Origin of the sequence: Microbacterium candidum (assembly GCF_030315975.1) — a bacterium.
Lineage (GTDB): Bacteria > Actinomycetota > Actinomycetes > Actinomycetales > Microbacteriaceae > Microbacterium > Microbacterium candidum.
Window position 1 is genome coordinate 515,345 of the sequence record NZ_JASXSZ010000001.1, and the last position, 19,974, is coordinate 535,318.

The 19,974-nt window shown below is 69.6% G+C and carries 11 protein-coding genes; 8 read left to right on the top strand and 3 right to left on the bottom strand.

Features of this window, described 5'->3' with window-relative positions; translation table 11 throughout:
* Positions 1–8 precede the first annotated feature (8 nt).
* The 3 genes from QSV35_RS02470 (at position 9) to QSV35_RS02480 (ending at position 6,130) form a co-directional block, all read left to right on the top strand.
* Positions 9–2,114 (top strand): acyl-CoA dehydrogenase family protein, encoded by a 2,106-nt coding sequence (locus QSV35_RS02470; protein WP_286286366.1) that lies wholly within the window; start codon positions 9–11, stop codon positions 2,112–2,114.
* Positions 2,115–2,333: 219 nt separating this feature from the next.
* Positions 2,334–4,061 carry an ABC transporter ATP-binding protein gene (locus tag QSV35_RS02475; protein WP_286286368.1) on the top strand — a complete coding sequence of 576 codons (1,728 nt, stop codon included), beginning with the start codon at positions 2,334–2,336 and terminating at the stop codon, positions 4,059–4,061.
* The gene (locus QSV35_RS02480; protein WP_286286370.1) at positions 4,058–6,130 is read left to right on the top strand and encodes an ABC transporter ATP-binding protein; all 2,073 of its coding nucleotides are present in this window, start codon (positions 4,058–4,060) and stop codon (positions 6,128–6,130) included. Before QSV35_RS02475 ends, QSV35_RS02480 begins: the two co-directional genes overlap by 4 nt.
* 192 nt (positions 6,131–6,322) lie before the next feature.
* Here QSV35_RS02480 and QSV35_RS02485 read toward each other — a convergent pair whose 3' ends face one another.
* Both QSV35_RS02485 and tdh read right to left on the bottom strand, forming a co-directional pair.
* Positions 6,323–7,501: a glycine C-acetyltransferase gene (locus tag QSV35_RS02485; protein WP_286286372.1), complete on the bottom strand. Its 1,179-nt coding sequence runs from the start codon at positions 7,499–7,501 to the stop codon at positions 6,323–6,325.
* The gene (gene tdh / locus QSV35_RS02490) at positions 7,501–8,544 is read right to left on the bottom strand and encodes an L-threonine 3-dehydrogenase (RefSeq protein WP_286286374.1); all 1,044 of its coding nucleotides are present in this window, start codon (positions 8,542–8,544) and stop codon (positions 7,501–7,503) included. The genes QSV35_RS02485 and tdh overlap by 1 nt, the downstream gene beginning before the upstream one ends.
* Positions 8,545–8,757: 213 nt before the next feature.
* On the opposite strand from tdh, the gene QSV35_RS02495 reads away from it, so the two are divergent.
* Entirely contained in the window at positions 8,758–9,327 is a 570-nt protein-coding gene (locus tag QSV35_RS02495) for a DNA-3-methyladenine glycosylase I (protein WP_286286376.1), read from the top strand.
* A gap of 38 nt (positions 9,328–9,365) precedes the next feature.
* Here QSV35_RS02495 and QSV35_RS02500 read toward each other — a convergent pair whose 3' ends face one another.
* Positions 9,366–9,812 (bottom strand): MarR family winged helix-turn-helix transcriptional regulator, encoded by a 447-nt coding sequence (locus QSV35_RS02500; protein ID WP_286286379.1) that lies wholly within the window; start codon positions 9,810–9,812, stop codon positions 9,366–9,368.
* A gap of 106 nt (positions 9,813–9,918) precedes the next feature.
* Between QSV35_RS02500 and QSV35_RS02505 the strand changes: the two genes are divergently transcribed.
* The 4 genes from QSV35_RS02505 (at position 9,919) to QSV35_RS02520 (ending at position 19,951) form a co-directional block, all read left to right on the top strand.
* Entirely contained in the window at positions 9,919–11,226 is a 1,308-nt protein-coding gene (locus QSV35_RS02505; RefSeq protein ID WP_286286381.1) for a glycosyltransferase, read from the top strand.
* Between the two features lie 46 nt (positions 11,227–11,272).
* Complete coding sequence (locus QSV35_RS02510; protein WP_286286383.1) at positions 11,273–11,788, top strand: DUF6220 domain-containing protein; 516 nt, start codon at positions 11,273–11,275, stop codon at positions 11,786–11,788.
* A complete protein-coding gene (locus QSV35_RS02515; protein ID WP_286286384.1) occupies positions 11,785–13,728 on the top strand; it encodes a multicopper oxidase family protein in 1,944 nt (647 codons plus the stop codon). The genes QSV35_RS02510 and QSV35_RS02515 overlap by 4 nt, the downstream gene beginning before the upstream one ends.
* A gap of 139 nt (positions 13,729–13,867) precedes the next feature.
* A complete protein-coding gene (locus tag QSV35_RS02520) occupies positions 13,868–19,951 on the top strand; it encodes an Ig-like domain-containing protein (protein ID WP_286286386.1) in 6,084 nt (2,027 codons plus the stop codon).
* Positions 19,952–19,974 lie beyond the last annotated feature (23 nt).

Sequence of the window (19,974 nt, forward strand, 5' to 3'; positions counted from 1 at the left end):
GTCCCGTCATGGTCGACGCCGTTGTCCGTCCGCACACGCCCGCGAAGTCCCGTCACACGCCCGCCGGCGGTGCCCCCACTGCCCCGCACACCGCTGCCGAGGCGCACGAGGCGCGCATCGATCAGGCGCTCGTGAACGACATGCTGCTCGGAACGTGGGCGGCGACGCGCCGCGAGGCCCGCGAGCTCATCAAGGACCCGCTGTTCTGGCGCGTCGACGGGATGTCGATGGAGGAGCACCGCGAGCGCGCCCTCCAGGCCATGCACGTGCTCGTCGACAACAACGGCTCGCGCCGTGCCTTCCCGGAGGAGTACGGGGGCCTCGGCGACAACGGCGCCAACATCGCCGGCTTCGAGGAGGTCGTGCTCGCCGACCCGAGCATCCAGATCAAGTCCGGCGTGCAGTGGGGCCTGTTCGGCTCGGCGATCTACCAGCTCGGCACCAAGCCGCACCACGACGCGTGGCTGCGCGACGTCATCAGCCTCGCCCTGCCCGGCGCCTTCGCGATGACCGAGATCGGGCACGGTTCGGATGTCGCGGCCATCGGCACCACGGCGACGTACGACGCCGACGCGGAGGAGTTCGTGATCAACACGCCGTTCCGCGCGGCGACGAAGGAGTTCCTCGGCAACGCCGGCCTGCACGGCCGCGCGGCGACGGTCTTCGCGCAGCTCATCACGGGCGGCGTGAACTACGGCGTGCACTGCTTCTTCGTGCCGATCCGCGACGAGTCCGGCGCCGACCTGCCCGGCATCACGACCGAGGACGACGGAGTCAAGGGCGGGCTAAACGGCATCGACAACGGGCGCATCACGTTCGACCACGTCCGCATCCCGCGCACCAACCTGCTGAACCGGTACGGCGACGTGGCCGCGGACGGCTCGTACTCCAGCGACATCCCGTCTCCCGGCCGCCGCTTCTTCACGATGCTCGGCGCCCTGGTGCAGGGTCGCGTGTCGCTCGACGGCGCGTCGACCACCGCATCCGCCCTGGCCCTCACCATCGCGATCACGTACGCGAACCAGCGCCGCCAGTTCGACTCCGGCGCGGGCACGCCCGAGGTCGTGCTGCTCGACTACGCCAGGCACCAGCGGCGCCTTCTGCCGCGCCTCGCGCAGACCTACGCGCAGGCGTTCGCGCACGACGAGCTGCTGCGCACGTTCGACGGCGTCTTCAGCGGTCGCACCGACACCCCCGACGAGCGCGAGAACCTCGAGACCCTCGCCGCGGCGCTGAAGCCGCTGTCCACGTGGCACGCCCTCGACACGATCCAGGAGTCGCGCGAGGCGTGCGGCGGCGCCGGGTTCATCGCCGAGAACCGCTTCGTCGGCCTCCACCAGGACCTCGACATCTACGTCACGTTCGAGGGCGACAACAACATCCTGCTGCAGCTCGTCGGCAAGCGGCTGCTGAGCGACTACGCCAAGCAGTTCAAGGGGAAGGATGCGGCGGCCCTCGCCCGCTTCGCCGTCGGCCAGACCGCGGGCAAGGTGTTCCACGGCGCCGGGCTCCGCCAGCTCGGCCAGGCCGTCGGCGATCTCGGATCGACCGCACGCTCCGTGGAGCGCGGCCTGCGCGCCGACCAGCAGCACGAGCTGCTCGCCGGCCGCGTGCAGCAGATGGTGGCGGACATCGCGGCGCGCCTGCGCCCCGCATCCAAGCTCTCGCCCGCCGAGGCAGCCGCCGTCTTCAACGAGAACCAGTCGGAGCTCATCGAGGCCGCTCGCGCCCACGGCGAACTGCTGCAGTGGGAGGCGTTCACGGACGCCATCACCTCGGTGACGGATCCGGGCACGCGCGAGGTCCTGACGTGGCTGCGCGACCTCTTCGGTCTCTCCCTGGTGGAGAAGCACCTCGCATGGCACCTCATCAACGGGCGCCTGTCGACGCAGCGCGCAGCCGCGGTCTCGTCGTACATCGACCGTCTGCTGACCCGTCTGCGGCCGCATGCGCAGGACCTCGTCGACGCATGGGGCTTCGAGCCCGAGCACGTCCGTGCGCCCATCGCGACCGGCGCGGAGACCGCCCGCCAGGAGGAGGCCCGCGCCTACTACGCCGCGCTCGCCGCCTCCGGCGAGGCTCCCGTCTCGGAGAAGTCGCTCAAGAAGCACTGACCACGCGGCACGAACTCCTCAGATCCGGCGCCGATCGCATCGCGGCCGCCTATTCGGGCTGCTCCGCATCGGATCTGAGGAGTTCTGCACGCGACCGGTCGCGCCCTTGTTTTCCGGACTCCGTGCAAGAAATCCGGGGCTCGGCTTGATGTTCCGCTGACAGCGAATAGACGCCCTCCGACCCTGCAGGATGTCGGAGGATCGTGTCAGGCTGAGCCAATGCTTTGGAAAATCCTCCTGCGCTATTTGAAACCCTACGGCTGGCTGATCGTCGGCATCCTGGTGTTCCAGTTCGCGTCGGCCTACGCAACGTTGACGTTGCCGCGCCTGAACGCCGACATCATCGATCAGGGCGTCACGAAGGGCGACATCGGCTACGTCTGGTCGCACGGCGCGCTGATGCTCGTCGTCGCGTTCGCGCAGATCGTGGCCGCCATCATCGCCACCTACTTCGCGGCGCGCGTCGCGATGGCCACGGGTCGCGACATCCGTCGTGACGTCTACAAGAAGGTCAGCTCGTTCTCCGAGCGCGAGGTGTCGCGGTTCGGCGCCGGCACCTTGATCACCCGCAACACGAACGACGTGCAGCAGGTGCAGATGCTCGCGATGATGGGCTTCAGCATGCTGGTGAGCGCCCTCGTGCTCGCGATCGGCGGCATCATCATGGCGGTCCAGCAGGCCCCCAGCATGAGCTGGCTCATCGCCGTCTCGGTCGGCGCGATCCTCATCCTGATCGGCATCATCGCGAGCCGGATGGTGGCGCTCTTCCGCGTCTACCAGGTGAAGCTCGACAACGTGAACCTCGTCATGCGCGAGCAGCTCACCGGCGTGCGCGTCGTGCGCGCATTCGTGCGCGAGCGCATCGAGGAGGCGCGCTTCCGCCTGGCCAACACCGACATCATGGACATCGGCCGCCGCGTCGGCTCGCTGTTCGTCCTGCTGTTCCCGCTCGCGATGCTGGTGCTCAACATCACGATGGTCGCGGTCATCTGGTTCGGCGGCATCCGCGTCGACGCGGGCGAGATCCAGATCGGCACGCTGTTCGCGTTCATGCAGTACGTCGGTCAGATCCTCGGCGGTGTGCTCATGGCGAGCTTCATGACGATCATGATCCCGCGTGCAGCCGTCTCGGCCGAGCGCATCGGCGAGGTGCTCGACGTGCGCGAGACCCTCGAGCGTCCGGAGGACGGCGTCGCGTCGTTCCCGCAGCGCGGGACCGTGGAGTTCGACGACGTGTCGTTCACCTACCCGGGCGCCGAGGAGCCGGTGCTCTCCGGCATCACCTTCCGCGCCGAGCCAGGTGAGACCGTCGCGATCGTCGGGTCGACGGGAGCCGGCAAGACGACGCTCGTCTCACTCATCCCGCGCCTCTTCGACGTGAGCAGCGGCACCGTCCGCGTCGCGGGCGTCGACGTGCGCGATGCCGATCTCGACCTGCTGTGGAAGGGCATCGGACTCGTCCCGCAGAAGCCGTTCCTCTTCACCGGCACGGTCGCGTCGAACCTCCGCTTCGGGCGCGAGGAGGCGACGGACGCCGACCTGTGGCATGCGCTCGAGATCGCGCAGGGTCGCGACTTCGTCGCCGACATGGAGGGTGGGCTCGACGGCCGCATCGCGCAGGGCGGCACGAACGTGTCCGGCGGTCAGCGCCAGCGCCTCGCGATCGCCCGGGCGATCGTGCACCAGCCCGACATCCTCGTCTTCGACGACTCGTTCTCCGCACTCGACCTCGCGACCGACTCAAGACTCAGGCAAGCGCTGTGGAGGGAGCTGCCCGATGTGACGAAGATCGTCGTCGCGCAGCGCGTGTCGACGATCACCGACGCCGACCGCATCATCGTGCTCGACGGCGGCCGTATGGTAGGCATCGGTACGCACGAGGAGCTCGTGGCGTCCAATCAGACGTATCGCGAGATCGTCGAGTCGCAGCTGGGGGTGGACGCATGAGCACGCCCGACATCCCCACCGAGGAGGAGATCCTCGAGGCCGAGATGGCCGAGCAGGCCCGCCAGTCGTCCGGCGACTGGGACAGCGTCAAGCCCGGCAAGGCGAAGAACTTCCGCGCGAGCTTCTTCCGCATGATCGGTCTGCTGAAGCCCCACGCCTGGGCCTTCACGTTCGTGTCGATCCTCGGCGCCGTCGGCGTCGTGCTCGCCGTCATCGCACCGAAGGTTCTCGGCCAGGCGACGAACATCATCTTCGAGGGAGTCGTCTCGAAGCAGTTCCCCGCCGGGATCACGCAGGAGCAGGCGGTCGAATTCGCCAAGAAGAGCGGAAACAGCCAGTACGCGGACATGATCGCGGCGTTCCAGAACTTCACGCCCGGCGCGGGTGTGGACTTCGACCAGCTGCGCATCGTGATCGTGTGGGTGCTCGTCATCTACGTCGCATCGTCGTTCCTGTCGTGGATCCAGGGCTATGTGATCAACGTGATCATGGTCCGCACGATGTGGCAGCTGCGCGAAGACGTCGAGGCGAAGATCAACCGTCTGCCGCTGTCGTACTTCGACAAGGTGCAGCGCGGCGAGCTGATCTCGCGCGTCACGAACGACATCGACAACATCACCCAGACGATGCAGCAGTCGCTCTCTAGCGCACTGACCTCGGTGCTCACCGTGGTGGGCGTCCTCATCATGATGTTCTCGATCTCGTGGCAGCTGGCGCTCATCGCGCTCGTCGCTCTTCCGCTCATGGGCGTGATCTTCGGCGTCATCGGACCGCGATCGCAGAAGGCGTTCACCACGCAGTGGAACAAGGTCGGACGCCTCAACGCCCGGGTCGAGGAGTCGTTCTCCGGCCACGCGCTGGTGAAGGTGTTCGGCCGCGAGGTCGACTCGGCCGAGAAGTTCGGAGTCGAGAACGAGGAGCTCTACCAGGCCGCCTTCAAGGCGCAGTTCCTGTCCGGCATCATGATGCCCGGCATGCAGTTCATCGGGAGCCTCACGTATGTCGGCATCGCGGTGGTCGGCGGCATCATGGTCGCGAACGGCTCGCTGCTGCTCGGCGATGTGCAGGCGTTCATCCAGTACTCGCAGCAGTTCACCCAGCCGCTGTCGCAGCTGGGCGGCATGGCCGCCGTCGTCCAGTCGGGCACGGCGTCCGCCGAGCGCGTCTTCGAGCTGCTGGACGCCGACGAGCAGGAGCCGGATGCGGCAGACGCACCGGCGCTCGTCGAGGGCAACGGTGTCATCGAGTTCGAGCACGTGAAGTTCTCGTACACGCCCGAGCGCCCGCTGATCAGCGACCTCTCGTTCCGTGTCGAGCCCGGGCAGACGGTCGCGATCGTCGGTCCGACCGGCGCCGGCAAGACGACGCTCGTCAACCTGCTCATGCGGTTCTACGAGCTCGACGGCGGGCGCATCCTGCTCGACGGGCAGGACATCGCCGAGCTCACGCGCGACGACGTCCGTTCGCGCACGGGCATGGTGCTGCAGGACCCGTGGCTGTTCGCCGGCACGATCCGGGAGAACATCCGGTACGGGCGCCAGTCGGCGACCGACGACGAGGTCGCCGCGGCGGCAGTCGCGACGCGCGTCGATCGCTTCGTGCACTCGCTGCCGGACGGCTACGACACCGTCCTCGACGAAGACGCGTCGAACGTCTCGGCGGGCGAGAAGCAGCTCATCACGATCGCCCGCGCGTTCGTCGCGCAGCCCGCCGTGCTGATCCTCGACGAGGCGACGAGCTCGGTCGACACGCGCACGGAGCTGCTGCTGCAGCATGCGATGGCGGCCCTTCGTGAAGGCCGCACATCGTTCGTGATCGCGCACCGGCTCTCGACGATCCGCGACGCCGACCTCATCCTCGTGATGGAGCACGGCGACATCGTCGAGAAGGGCACGCACGACGAGCTCATCGCCGCGCACGGCGCGTACTGGCGCCTGTATCAGGCCCAGTTCGAGCAGGCCGCGGCCGAGCTCGACGCCGACCTCGACGCCCTGGTCGGAGGCCAGGACGTCGCTGAGTCGACCGAGGCGCCGGTCGACGGCGTCGCGGAGCAGCCCGCGGAGAGCTGAGCCGGCCCGCACGCGGTGCACGCCGCACGCACGGCACGCACGAACCCCCGGTCTCATCGAGACCGGGGGTTCGGGCTGAGTCAGGGTGCACGCCACCCTGTTTCGACGGGTTCCCCCTGTTTCGACGCGAACCGAGGGAGGGACAGAGCGAGCCCCGGGGCGAATGTGGGCCCGGTATGGGTGGTCCGGGGCTCAGGCGACGGCGTCGCGGGCGGCGGCGAACGCCTCCACGCAGCGGCGGATCTGATCCTCGGTGTGCGCGGCCGACAGCTGAACGCGGATGCGCGCCTGCCCCTTCGGCACGACGGGGTAGGAGAACGGCGTCACGTACACGCCGCGCTTCTGCAGCTCGGCCGCGATGCGGCCGGTGAGCACCGCATCCCCGAACATCACCGGCACGATCGGATGCGAACCCGGCAGGAGGTCGAAGCCCGCGGCTTCCATCCCGGCACGGAACTGGGCGGCATTGCGCTCCAGCTGCTCGCGCAGCTCGCCCGACGACGCGAGCAGGTCGAGCGCAACCAGCGTCCCGGCGACGATCGACGGTGCGAGCGAGTTGGAGAACAGGTACGGCCGCGCGCGCTGGCGCAGGAGGTCGACGATCTCCTGGTGGGCGGCGACATATCCGCCGGAGGCGCCCCCGAGCGCCTTGCCGAAGGTGCCGGTCGTGATGTCGACGCGGTCCATCACCCCCGCGCGCTCCGGGGTGCCGCGCCCGCCGGCGCCGACGAAGCCGACGGCGTGCGAGTCGTCGACGAAGACGAGCGCGTCGTACTTCTCGGCGAGGTCGCAGATCTCCTCGAGCGGGGCGAAGTACCCGTCCATCGAGAAGACGCCGTCCGTCACGATCACCCGCCGACGCGCATCCGAGGCAGAACGCAGCTGCTCCTCCAGGTCCGCCATGTCGCGGTTCTTGTACCGCAGGCGGCGGGCCTTCGACAGGCGGATGCCGTCGATGATCGACGCGTGGTTGAGCTCGTCGGAGATGATCGCGTCATCCGCTCCGAACAGCACCTCGAAGACGCCGCCGTTCGCGTCGAAGCACGAGGAGAAGAGGATCGCGTCGTCGTAGCCGAGGAACGAGGCCAGTCGCTGCTCGAGAGCGAGGTGCTGATCCTGCGTGCCGCAGATGAACCGCACGCTCGCCATCCCGTAGCCCCACTCGTCGAGGCCCGCGTGCGCGGCAGCGACGATGCGCGGGTCGTCGGCGAGTCCGAGGTAGTTGTTGGCGCAGAAGTTCAGCACTTCCGCATCCGCCACGTCCACGAGGGCCGCCTGCGGACCGCGGATGCCGCGCTCCCGCTTCGTCAGGCCCGCCTCCTCGATGTCGTCGAGCTCTCCGCGCAGCTGCGCACGCACATCTCCGTACATCAGATCTCCGTCCAGTCCAGGATGACCTTGCCCACGCCGCCCGACTTCGCCGCCGCGAACGCGGTCTCCCACTCGCGGGCAGGGTAGCGGTCCGAGATGGTGGATGCCACGCGGTTCCGCAGCACCTCGCTCGTCTGCATCATGGCGCTCATCGAGTTCCACGTCTCGAACATCTCGCGGCCGTAGATGCCCTTGAGGGTCAGCATGTGGGTGACGACCTTGCCCCAGTCGATGGGGAACGGCTCGCTCGGCAGGCCCAGCATCGCGATCCGCGCGCCGTGGGTCATGTTGTCGATCATCGAGGACAGCGCGGAAGGCGCACCGCTCATCTCGAGGCCGATGTCGAAGCCCTCGCGCATCTTCAGGGCGTGCTGCACATCGCCGATCGAGTCCCGCGACACGTCGACGACGGCATCTGCGCCCATGCCCTTCGCGAGCTCGAGGCGGGCCGGGCTGATGTCGGTCGCGACGATGAAACGGGCGCCGGCGTGACGGGCGACGGCGATCGCCATGAGGCCGATGGGGCCGCATCCGGTCACCAGGACGTCCTCGCCGACGACGTTGAACGCGAGTGCTGTGTGGACGGCGTTGCCGAGCGGGTCGAAGATCGCGGCCACGTCCGGGTCGATCGGCGCGTGGTGCACCCACACGTTCGCGCCCGGGATGACGATGTACTCCGCGAACGCGCCGTCGCGGTGGAGGCCCACGCCCTGCGTGCGGATGCACATCTGCCGGCGTCCGGCGCGGCAGTTGCGGCACATGCCGCACACGATGTGCCCTTCGCCCGACACGAAGTCTCCGACCGAGATGTCGTGCACGAGCTCGCCCACCTCGACGACCTCGCCGCTGAACTCGTGGCCCGGGACCAGCGGTGTCTTGATCGTCGACGCCGCCCAGTCGTCCCATCCGAGGATGTGGAGGTCGGTGCCGCAGATGCCGGTGCGCAGCACGCGGATCTTGACGTCCGACGGGCCGATCTCGGGTTCGGGGCGATCGACCCATTCGAATCCGGGGCCGGGAGCGGGCTTGAGCAGGGCTTTCATCTGTTCTCCTTGTGGGAGTGGACCGGGATGCGGCGTGCCGGATGATGCCGGCTCCGTCGCCACCGATCAGCGTACGCCGAGCACGTGGGCCCACGCGCCTCGATGACCTGCCCCAGGTGTATGACACGCCAGGCGTGTCGCGCACATCTGGGGCAGGTCACGGGGGTAGGTGCCGGGTCCGCACGTGTCGGCGCGCATCACTAGGGTGGGCGCATGAGCGACCTCGTCACCGGCGAAGACGGCCGCGCCCGGTGCGCGTGGGCCGGCAGCGATCCGGAGTACACGCGTTACCACGACGAGGAGTGGGGCACGCCTCTGCACGGCGACCGGCCGCTCTACGAGAAGCTGACGCTCGAGGGGTTCCAGGCCGGCCTCAGCTGGATCACGATCCTGCGCAAGCGCCCCGCGTTCCGGGCCGCGTTCAGCGGCTTCGAACCCGAGATCGTCGCCGCGTTCGACGAGGGCGACATCGAACGGCTGATGGGGGATGCCGGCATCGTCCGCAATCGCGCCAAGATCGAGGCGGCGATCTCCAACGCGAAGATCGTGGTGGCGATGGATGAGGGCGAGCTCGACGCTCTGATGTGGTCGTTCGCCCCGGCGCCCACGAGCAGGCGACCCGCCTCCTTCGCGGAGGTGCCCGCCACGACCCCCGAGTCGGAGGCGGCGAGCAAAACGCTGCGCAAGCGCGGCTTCCGGTTCGTCGGGCCGACGACGCTGTATGCGCTCATGCAATCGGCCGGCATGGTCGACGACCACGTCGCAGGATGCTGGCGCGCATGACCGGTGCAGCCTGACGCACGGGCACAGCGCGCCTGCGATCAGCCGGCCAGCAGCGCGGCGAGCAGTTCACGCAGCCGCGCATGACCGTCTGCTCCGATGACGGACTCGATGTCCGCCTCGATGCCGTCGATGGTCGTGACGGCCGCCCGCACGCAGTCGATCCCGAGGGGTGTCAGCATCACTCTCTTCGCTCGCCGGTCGGCCGGGTCGGGCTCTCGTCGTACGTACCCCAGCTCTTCGAGCTCGTCAACGACCTCGCCCATGGCCTGCGGTGTCATTCCCGCCCCGCGGGCGAGGTCGGTCAGCCGCGCCCCCTCGGGCCCGAGCTGCGCGAACACCGCGGAGTGCTTCGGCTTCTGCGGGTAGCCGGCGCCGACGACGCCGTCGACGATCCGGAATCCGAGCAGGCTGTACGCCTGCCCCAGCATCGCGATCGTGTTGACGCGATGATCCGGGGTCTTGCGCTCGGGTTCCGAGGGTGTCACACTACCGCCTATAAGAAGGATGCCTGAATATCAGGCTACTTGATCACATCCTGGGACGGGCGACGACACGCGCACGCGGCCGCCACTCGGGAAAGGTGAGCGTCAGATGCGCATCCTCATCGCGAGCGTTCCGGCCGCCGGTCACTTCAATCCGCTGACCGCGCCGGCCGTCCGGCTGCACGAGCGCGGCCATGACGTGCGGTGGTACGCCGGGCCGATCTACGGGCCGAAGGCGGAGGCCCTCGGCATCCCGGTCATCCCGTACCGGGAGGCGGTCGAGATCACCGCCGACAACCTGAACGAGCTGTTCCCCGAGCGCGCCCGTCTGCACGGGCCGAAGGCGATCGCCTTCGATGCCGACGCGTTCTTCTCGCGCCCGGTGCGCGCGATGTTCGACGACGTCCGCGCCATCCGGGCAGGATTCCCCTTCGACGCGATGTTCATCGACGGCGCCTTCTACGCGGGCTATCTCGTCGCGAAGAAGCTCGGCGTCCCGGTCTTCGCGCAAGGCTCGATCGCAGCCCCGTCGGTGCGCAACCCCGGCGACGTCACGCCGTTCTTCAGCCTGCGGCCCCCGCGAACCGCCGTCGGCCGTGTGGTCAACCGCATCGCGCGGAGCGTGGTGATCGCGAGCGGGCGGCAGGGGACCGACCGATTCAATGCGGTGCTCGCCGACGAGGGGCTCCCGCCGATCGGCGAGGCGGAGTTCATGGACTGCACGATGCAGCCGGATGCGGCCCGCCGGACATTCGTCGTCGGCATCCCCGAGCTCGAGTTCCCCGGCCTGGCGCTGCCGCCGAACAACGAGTGGGTGGGCGCCCTCCTCCCGCAGCCGCGGCGGACGGCCGTACCGCTCGACCCGCGGATCGCCTCGTGGCCCGGCCGCGTGATCGTCGTCACGCAGGGGACGGTCGACACAGACCCGGAGAAGCTCATCGTCCCGACGATCGAAGCGCTGCGCGGCAGCGGCGCGCTCATCGTCGCCGCGACGGGCGGGATGCGGACCGACGAGCTGCGCCGGCGCTTCGCCGGCCCGGACGTCGTCGTCGAGGACTTCATGGACTTCGAGCGCGCGTTCGCGACCACGGATCTCTACGTCACGAACGGCGGGATGGGGGGAGTGCTGCTGGCGCTGACGCACGGTGTTCCGATGCTCACCGCCGGGACGCGTGAGGGCAAGGGCGACATCAATGCGCGGCTCGCGTACCGCGGCCTCGCCGTGGACCTCCGCACCGAGACCCCGAGCGTGCGAGCCATCCGGCGGGGAGCCGACCGAGCGCTCGCCGACGACCGGATGCGGGGCCGCGTCGCCGAGGTGCAGCGACTGCTGGCCGGATACGACTCCGTCGGGCTCGTCGTGGAGGGAATCGAGGAGGAGGTATCAGCCGCACGAATAACTGCTCTTGATGGATGAAAGGGCGCACCCCCGCGCCCGCGCACTCACAGAATCTGGGGAAACCATGATGCGCAAGTTCTACTCGGCCTTCAGCATGATCGTCGTGGCGGCGATCGTCACGCAGTTCTACCTCGCCGGCGTCGGCCTGTTCAGCCACCAGGAGGAGGCGGGATTCGCGGCACACGCCACGAACGGGCGCATGGTGCTGCCGATCCTCTTCATCCTGAGCCTGATCCTCGCCGCCATCGCGCGCGAGGGGAAGAGGACGATCTGGTACACGGCACTCGCCATCCTTCTGCTCGCGTTCCAGACGATCATCTTCATCCTCACCGGGCTGATCTTCGGCCTCGGCCCGGAGACGCAGAACGTCCCGTTCGCGGCGGTCGCCGTCGTCAGCCTGCACGTCGTCAACGGGCTGGCGGTGCTGTTCACGGCATCTGTCATCGCCCGGCGTGCCTTCCTGCTCGCGTTCCGCACTCTTCCGGGTGTGAGCGACAAGAAGAAGGATGCCGCCGAGCCCATCGCCGACACCGACACCGACTCCGACACCGACGCCGAGCCGGCGACGCTCGCACAGTGACCGCCACCGTCCTGCAGGTCGTCGCCCTCGCACTGGGGCTGGCGGGAGCGGGGACCTGGGCGACGGTGGCCACGACTCGGGGGCCCATCACCCGCATCGGGTGGTGGGCCCCCGCCATGGGCGCCGTGGTCGTCGTGCTGGGGACGGCGGCCACGACGGCAGGGCTGTGGGCGCACGACTGGTGGTTCGCCGCGGACCGGGTCGAGGCATCCCTCCCGCTGTCGCTCATCGCGCTCGTGTGGTTCGCCGTATCGCTGCTGCGCGATCTGCGCCGAGCGGGCTCTCCGGCCCGCACGCATGCGTCGTCGCCGACGCGCACGGCCGCGTGGGCGGGATGCGCCGCATCCGCCGCCGGGCTCGTCACCGCCCTTGCGATCGGCGCACCCGCGTCCCCGTGGGCGATCGGCGCGGTGTGGCTCCTCGTCGCCGGGGCGACCGCGATCGTCGCGCTCGCGCAGGCGAAGACCCGCAGCCGTCGCCCGCTCGCGGCGGTCATCGCGGGATCGGCGGCCGTCGTCATCGCCGCGGCCACCGCCGGGATCGTCGCCCAGTCGCAGCCGGACCCGCTCGTCGCCGCGGCGCATCAGCACGGCGCGAGCGCCGCGGCGGTGACGGGGGAGAGCCCGCTCCAGGGCTACCCAGGCAGCGGTGCGCCGACGTCCGTCACGAACCTGCGCGACACGTCCACGGCGAAGCCCGACGTCGAGACGACGCTCGAGGCGCGGCAGTCCGACGCGACCCTGCCGTCGGGGACCGTCATCCCGGTCTGGAGCTACGGCGAACTGGGCGGCCCGGCCATCGAGGCGACCGTCGGCGACACCGTGCAGGTCACCCTGCGCAACCGCGACATCGCGGATGGCGTCACGATCCACTGGCACGGCTATCCGGTCCCGAACGGCGACGACGGGGTGGCGGGCGTGACCCAGGATGCGGTGCGTCCCGGCGGCTCGTTCACCTACCGCTTCGTCGCCACGGTGCCGGGGACCTACTGGTACCACACGCACCAGGTCTCCTCCACGGGCGTCGTGAAGGGCCTCTACGGCACGTTCGTCGTGCATCCGAAGGCGGCGGAGAAGGGCCTCGACGTCACCGCCGCCCTGCACACATTCGGTCGCACCCTCGTCATCGGGAGCACCGACAGGCCCGACATCCGGACCGTCGCGCCGGGCACGCCGGTGCGGGTGCGGCTCATCAACACCGACCAGCTCACGCACACGGTCACGGTGAGCGGCACGTCGTTCCGGGTCGCGGCGATCGACGGCTCTGACGTCGGCACGCCCACGGACGTGAAAGGCGAGAGCCTCAAGATCCCGGCAGGAGGCCGATACGACGTCGCGTTCACGATGCCGGAGGGCGGCGCCCGCATCGACGACGCGGCATCCGCGAACGCGTACCTCGGATTCGTCACCCGCAAGGATGCCGAACCGCCGAAGGCGACCCCCACGACGAGGACCTTCGACCCGCTCGCCTACGGGGACGGCGCGTTCCCCGCGTGGTCGGGGAGGGCGTTCGCCGTGACAGACACGCTCGTGCTCGATCGCCTGCCTCGGCTCACCGAGGACGGCCCGGGATACGCATACACGGTGGACGGCGCCGTGTACCCGCAGATCCCGCCGACGGTCGTGCGGGAGGGCGACACCGTCGAGCTCACGATCGTGAACCGCGGGTTCGACGTCCATCCGATGCACCCGCACGGGCACCGCATCCTCGTCCTCTCCGTCGACGGGCGGAAGCCCCAGGCGCCCCTGTGGCTCGACTCGTTCGACGTGCTTCCGGGCCAGGTCTGGAAGGTCGCATTCGTCGCGGACAACCGCGGGATCTGGATGGATCACTGCCACAATCTCGAGCACGCGGCGCTCGGCATGGTGACGCATCTGGCATACGTCGGGGTGGTCTCACCGTTCGAGCACGGTGGCGTCGCGCGCAACGACGCGGAGTGAGGGGGATGGGGAGAAGGACCCATGCCGGAGTTTCTGATGCGCTGATAGTCCGGGATATGGTGTAACGGCTTCCCATCCCCTTTCCGCCTCTGATCAGGCGGTCATCGGGAAGCCCTCGCCCCACCCGGAGGTCCCCAGTATGAAGGTGTTCGGCTGGCTTCGCGCGCGCCCGCGCGCGTTGGCGTCCGGCGGCATCGTCACGGTCGCGGCCGTGGCGCTCACGACGATGGCGTTCCTGTATCAGGGGATGCCGACGGCGAAGGTCGATCTCAACGACGGCGGCGTCTGGGTGACGAAGACCAGTGCGATGCTCGTCGGCCACTTCAACGACCAGTCGAAGCTGCTCGACGGCGGCGTGCGCGCCGCATCCCGGAACATCGACGTCCTGCAGTCGGGCAACACCGTGGTGGTCGTCGACGATTCGGCGTCGACCGCGACGGTCGTCGACCCCGCGATGGTCACCCTGGGCGGCAGCGGGCACCTCCCCGCGGGAGCGAAGGTCGTGCTCGGCGGCTCCACGGTGGCGGTGCTGAACGACGGGGAGCTGCGCATCGTGCCTGCCTCGACGATGGCATCCTTCGACGCCGCGAAGGTCAAGCCCGTCGTCGACCTCGGACCGGGGGCGGATGTCGCTGTCGGCACCGACGGCACGGTGCACGCCGTGTCGGCGAAGACGCGCGAGATCGTCGACATCCCGACCGACCCGCAAGGGCAGCCGGGGCAGCCTGCCCGCCACGGGCTCGGCGATCTCGGCGACAAGGCGAAGCCGACGATCACCGCGGTGGGCGCGACGGCCGTCGTGCTGGATGCGACGAGCGGCACCGTGCTCACCGAGGACGGCCTCAAGGCGACGATCGACCGCCCGGACGGCGCCGTGCTGCAGCAGCCCTCGCCGGACGCCGACGGCGTCGTCATCGCCACCTCCGACGCACTCCTGCGCGTGCCCTTCGACGGGTCGGCGGTGCAGAAGAAGTCCGCCGGCGGCACCGGAACGGCCGCCGCGCCCGTGCAGCTGGCCGGCTGTTCGTACGGCGTGTGGTCGGGGTCGGCGCGTTTCGTGCGCGAGTGCCCGGGCGCCGGGGACGACCTGGTGAAGGCGGTGCCGGGAGCGACGAGCAGCGCCAAGCTGCTGTTCCGCACGAATCGCGATGTCGTCGTGCTCAACGACGTCGCCGGCGGCACCGCGTGGGCGGTGAGCGGAAAGCTGCAACGGGTCGACAACTGGGACGACGTGACCCCGCCGGAGGGCAAGGACCAGCAGACCGACGACCAGACCGACCAGACGGTGCAGACGTCCCTCCCCAAGCGCAGCGAGATCAACCACCCGCCGACCGCCAACCCCGACGACTACGGTGTCCGCCCGGGCCGGACGACGATCCTGCCGGTGCTGGAGAACGACACCGATCCGGATGGCGACGTGCTCACCGCATCCGCCCCGCCCACGACGCGCCTCGGGACGATCCAGCGGATCCAGGACGGCGGCGCCCTGCAGATCACCGTCCCGGCCGACGCGACCGGCGGTGACTCCTTCAAGTACACGGCGGACGACGGCCGCGGCGGCACATCGCAGGCCACGGTGACCCTCACGGTGCACCCCTGGAGCGAGAACAGCGCCCCGGTGCAGAGCCGGCAGACCACGCTCACGATGGAGACCGGCGGCACCCTCTCCTACAACGTCCTGCCGGACTGGAAAGACCCGGACGGCGACGAGATGATGCTCCTCGGCGTCGAAGCGCCCAAGGGCGACGAGGTGCAGTTCACGCCGGACGGGACCATCACCTACCGTGCCGTCAGCGGTGCGCTCGGTCCGCGCGATCTCACGCTCCACGTGTCCGACGGCTCGAAGGTCGGCACCGGAGTCCTTCACGTCAACGTCCTGACGGCGGGCTCGACGTCGCCCGTCGCGAACGCCGACCACATCGTCGTCCGCGCCGGCGACACCGCGACGGTCTCGCCGCTCGCCAACGACTACACGACGGGCGTCGAGCCGTTGCGGCTGACCCGCATCGACAACGTGCCGGGGCTGACGCTCACGCCCGACTACAACGCGGGCACCTTCACGGTCCGCTCGGACATCGTCGGCACCTACTACGTGCAGTACCTCGTGGCGGCCGGATCGCCGACCGCAGCCGGAGTCGTCCGGGTCGACGTCATCGACTCGGCGCAGAGCGACCTGCCGCCGGTCGCGGTGCGCGACATCGCGCTCGTCCACGCGGGCGGCGAGACGCTCGTCAACGTCCTCGCGAACGACTCCGACCCGTCGGGCGGCATCCTCGTCGTCCAATCTGTGCAGGTCCCGGCGGGCTCCGGCGTGACCGCCGCGGTCCTGAACCACGACACCGTGCGCATCGGCGACCAGGGGATGGCCGCCGGCCAGGTGATCGTGAGCTACACGATCTCGAACGGCCGCAAATCCGCGAACGGCTCGATCGTCGTCATCCCGCTGCCCGCACCGTCGGTCCTCCGGCCGCCGGTCGCCCGGGACGACACCGCGGTCGTGCGCGCCGGAGACGTCGTCACCATCCCCGTCCTCGAGAACGACACCGACCCCGACGGCGGCACGCTCCACGTCGTGCCGCAGCTCGTCGCACCGCTTCCCGACCCGAAGTCGGGCGAGATCTTCGTCGCCCAGGACACCGTCCGGTTCCGCGCATCCGACACCCCTGGCACGGTGCATGCGACCTACGAGGTCGTGAACGACTCCGGACAGAAGGATGCCGCGTACATCACCATCCAGGTGGTGCCCGTCAACAAGGAGACGAACCAGGCGCCGCAGCCCAAGGAGCTGGTCGCCCGCGTGCTCGCCGGGACGACCGTCCACATCCAGGTGCCGCTCGACGGGATCGACCCCGACGGCGACTCCGTCACGCTCGAGGGCATCGCGTCGGCCCCGTCGCAGGGCCGCGTCGTGAGCGTCGGCCCCGCCGAGATCGTCTATCAGGCGTTCGACACCGCGTTCGGCGGCGACAGCTTCACCTACCGGGTCCGCGACCGCCTCGGCGCCGAGGCGACGGCGACGATCCGCGTCGGCATCGCGCCGTCGCCGACCGTGAACCAGGCGCCGTACGCGGTGAAGGATGCCGTGACCGTGCGTCCGGGCCGCACCATCTCCGTCCCGGTCCTCGCGAACGACTCCGACCCCAACGGCGACCAGATCGGGCTCGTCGCGAACGGCCTGATCCTGCCGCAGAACGCCGACTTCACCGCGAAGGTCGTGGGCTCCCGTGTGGAGGTGACCGCGCCGAACCATCCCGAGCAGACCTCGCTGCAGTACACGATCCGCAACGCGCACGGCGCACAGGCGATCGGTGTCGTGCAGATCACGGTCAAGGCCGATGTGCCCCTCGTCCCGCCGATCGCGCGCGACGACTACGTGGGCGCGGCAGACGTGAAGAACGGCGGCGCCGACATCGACGTCCTCGCGAACGACGAAGATCCGGACGGCACCGTCTCCGACCTGAAGCTGACGTTCGACGACCCCGGCGTCCGCGTCGTGTCCGGCGGCAAGGTGCACGTGACGCTGACGGATGCGGACCAGCTCATCATGTACACGGTCACCGACCCCGACGGGTTGACCGGGTCCGCCTTCATCCACGTGCCCGGCAAGAACTCGCTGCCGCCGAGCCTCGTCTCCACCAGCGCGGTCGAGGTCAAGAGCGGTCAGAGCATCGAGCTCCCACTCGCGCAGTACGTGCGCTCCGCGAGCGGCGGCCGGGTGATCCTCACCGAGGCGGCCAAGGTCTCCGCCGTGCACAGCAACGGCGGCTCGCTCGCCAAGGACGCGACGACGCTCGTGTACACCTCGGCGCCGGGCTACTTCGGTCCTGACGCGCTGACGTTCGAGGTCACCGACGGCACCGGCCCCGACGATCCCAACGGGCACAAGGCGACGCTGACGATCCCGATCACGGTGCTCCCGCCGGACAACCAGCCGCCGACCTTCATCAACGGCCAGCTGAGCGTCGCCCCCGGCGAGACGGCATCTTCGCTGGATCTGCGCGGCCTCACGAGCGACCCCGACAAGGGGGACCTGGCGAAGGTCACGTACCAGATCGAGGGCGGGACGCCGCAGGGCGTCAGCGCGTCGATCGACGGCGGCACGCTCAAGGTGAGCGCGGAGGCGAGCACGCCCAAGGGGACGGTCGCGACTCTGCGCATCCGTCTCACCGACGGCGTCACGACGCCCGTCGAAGGGACGGTGACCGTCACCGTCGCGGCATCCACGCGCCCGCTCGCGACCGCGAACGACGACGTCGTCGACCAGGCGCACCAGGGCACGACGGTGTCGGTCTCCGTGCTCGACAACGACTTCAACCCGTTCCCGGACAAGCCGCTGAAGCTCCTCGCCGCGGCCGTCGCCACAGGCTCCGGCACCGCGACCGTGAACGGCTCGAAGGTCGACGTCGCGATCGCGAAGGACTACGTCGGCCAGATGGTCGTCCGCTATCGCGTCCAGGATGCGACCGGCGACCCGGACCGCGAGGTCGAGGGCCGCATCCTGCTCACCGTCCAGGGCCGGCCCGGCCAGCCCGGGGTGCCGACCGTCACGAGCGTGCAGGACCGCACCGTGGTGCTCAACTGGACGCCGCCGGTCGACAACGGCGCGCCGATCACGGGCTACACCGTGCAGTCGGTCGCCGGCGGCTACAGCAAGCAGTGCGCGTCCACGACGTGCACGCTCGACGGGCTGACGAACAACGTCGAGTACAACTTCACGGTGACCGCGACCAACAGCGTCGGCACGTCCGACCCGTCGCTGCCGAGCCAGACGGCCCGCCCCGACGCGCGTCCCGACACGCCGCAGGCGCCGACGACGGTGTTCGGCGACAAGAGCATCAAGGTGTCGTGGGCGACGCCGTCGACGCCAGGCTCGCCCGTGCAGTCGTACAACCTGCAGATCTCGCCGGCACCGCCCTCGGGTGTCGCGGAGCAGGAGGGTGTGACGGGCAACTCGATCACGTGGTCGGGCCTCGAGAACGGCACCGCCTACCAGGTGCGCGTGCAGGCGCGGAACCTCGCGCCGGATCCGTCGAGCTGGAGCGATTACTCGCTGTCGACGATCCCCGCGGCTCCTCCCGCCGCGCCCGCGCAGCCGACGACGCAGCGTCTGCAGCCGCTCGGCACCCAGTCGCAGATCGAGGTGGACTGGGCAGCCCCCGCGAACAACGGCGACGCGATCGCGAACTACCAGCTCGACGTCATGCAGGGGACGAACGTCGTGAACTCCCTCACGGTGGCGGGCACGTCGACGTCGCAGGCGATCAACCTGCCGAACTCGACGACCGACTACACGTTCCGCGTGCGCGCCTCGAACAAGGCGGGCCCCGGTGCGTGGAGCCCGACGTCGGCGCCGCGCCGCGCCTTCGCGACCCCCGGCACCCCCGGGACGCCCACCGCGACCGACGGGAACAACCAGGTGACCGTGTCGTTCGCCGCGGCGGATGGCAACGGGGCCACGGCATCCGAGGTCAAGTACCAGTACTCCGTCAACGGCGGAGCGTGGCTCGGCGACTGGGTGAGCGGGGGCTCGGGCACCGGCGCCACGATCACCGGGGTCATCGGCAACGGGCACGTGAACAACAACGGCACGTACAAGATCTCGGTGCGCGCATACACGACGCTCGACGGCGTGACGTACTCGGGGAACGGGTCGGCGCAGTCGAACGCGGCTCAGCCGTACGGGCCGATCGGCAATCCGACGGCGACGGCCGGTGCCAACGGCACCTCGATCACCTTCTCGTGGAGCTCGCCGGCTCGCAACGGTCGAGACATCACGACGCAGGTGCTCATCGATGGCGCCGCCGCCTCGAGCAACGCGAGCGGGTCGATCACGCGCAGCTACCCCTACAGCCAGACGCACACGATCACGGTGCACACGACCGCGGCCGGGCAGACGACGACGGCCTCGGCATCCGCCCGCACCGTCGATCCGCCGCCCCCACCGCAGCCCGACTCATGGGCGAGCCGCGGACCGTCCGTGTACACCTCCGACTGCTCGACCTCGGGGTGCGCCTATGTGGTCTTCAACGTGAAGAACTGGGTCGCCGGGAACTACACGCTGAACTGCCACGACAACACCGGTTCATGGAGCTACAACACCTACTACGTCCCCGCGAACGGGTCGGTCCAGCTGTATTGCTACACCGGCTACACCGGCAGCCCGGTGTGGGTCGGGTACAGCGGACCAGGCGGTTCGGGCAATTCCAGATCCGTGATCTGGTAGCGCCGGCATCCTCACTCCCAGCT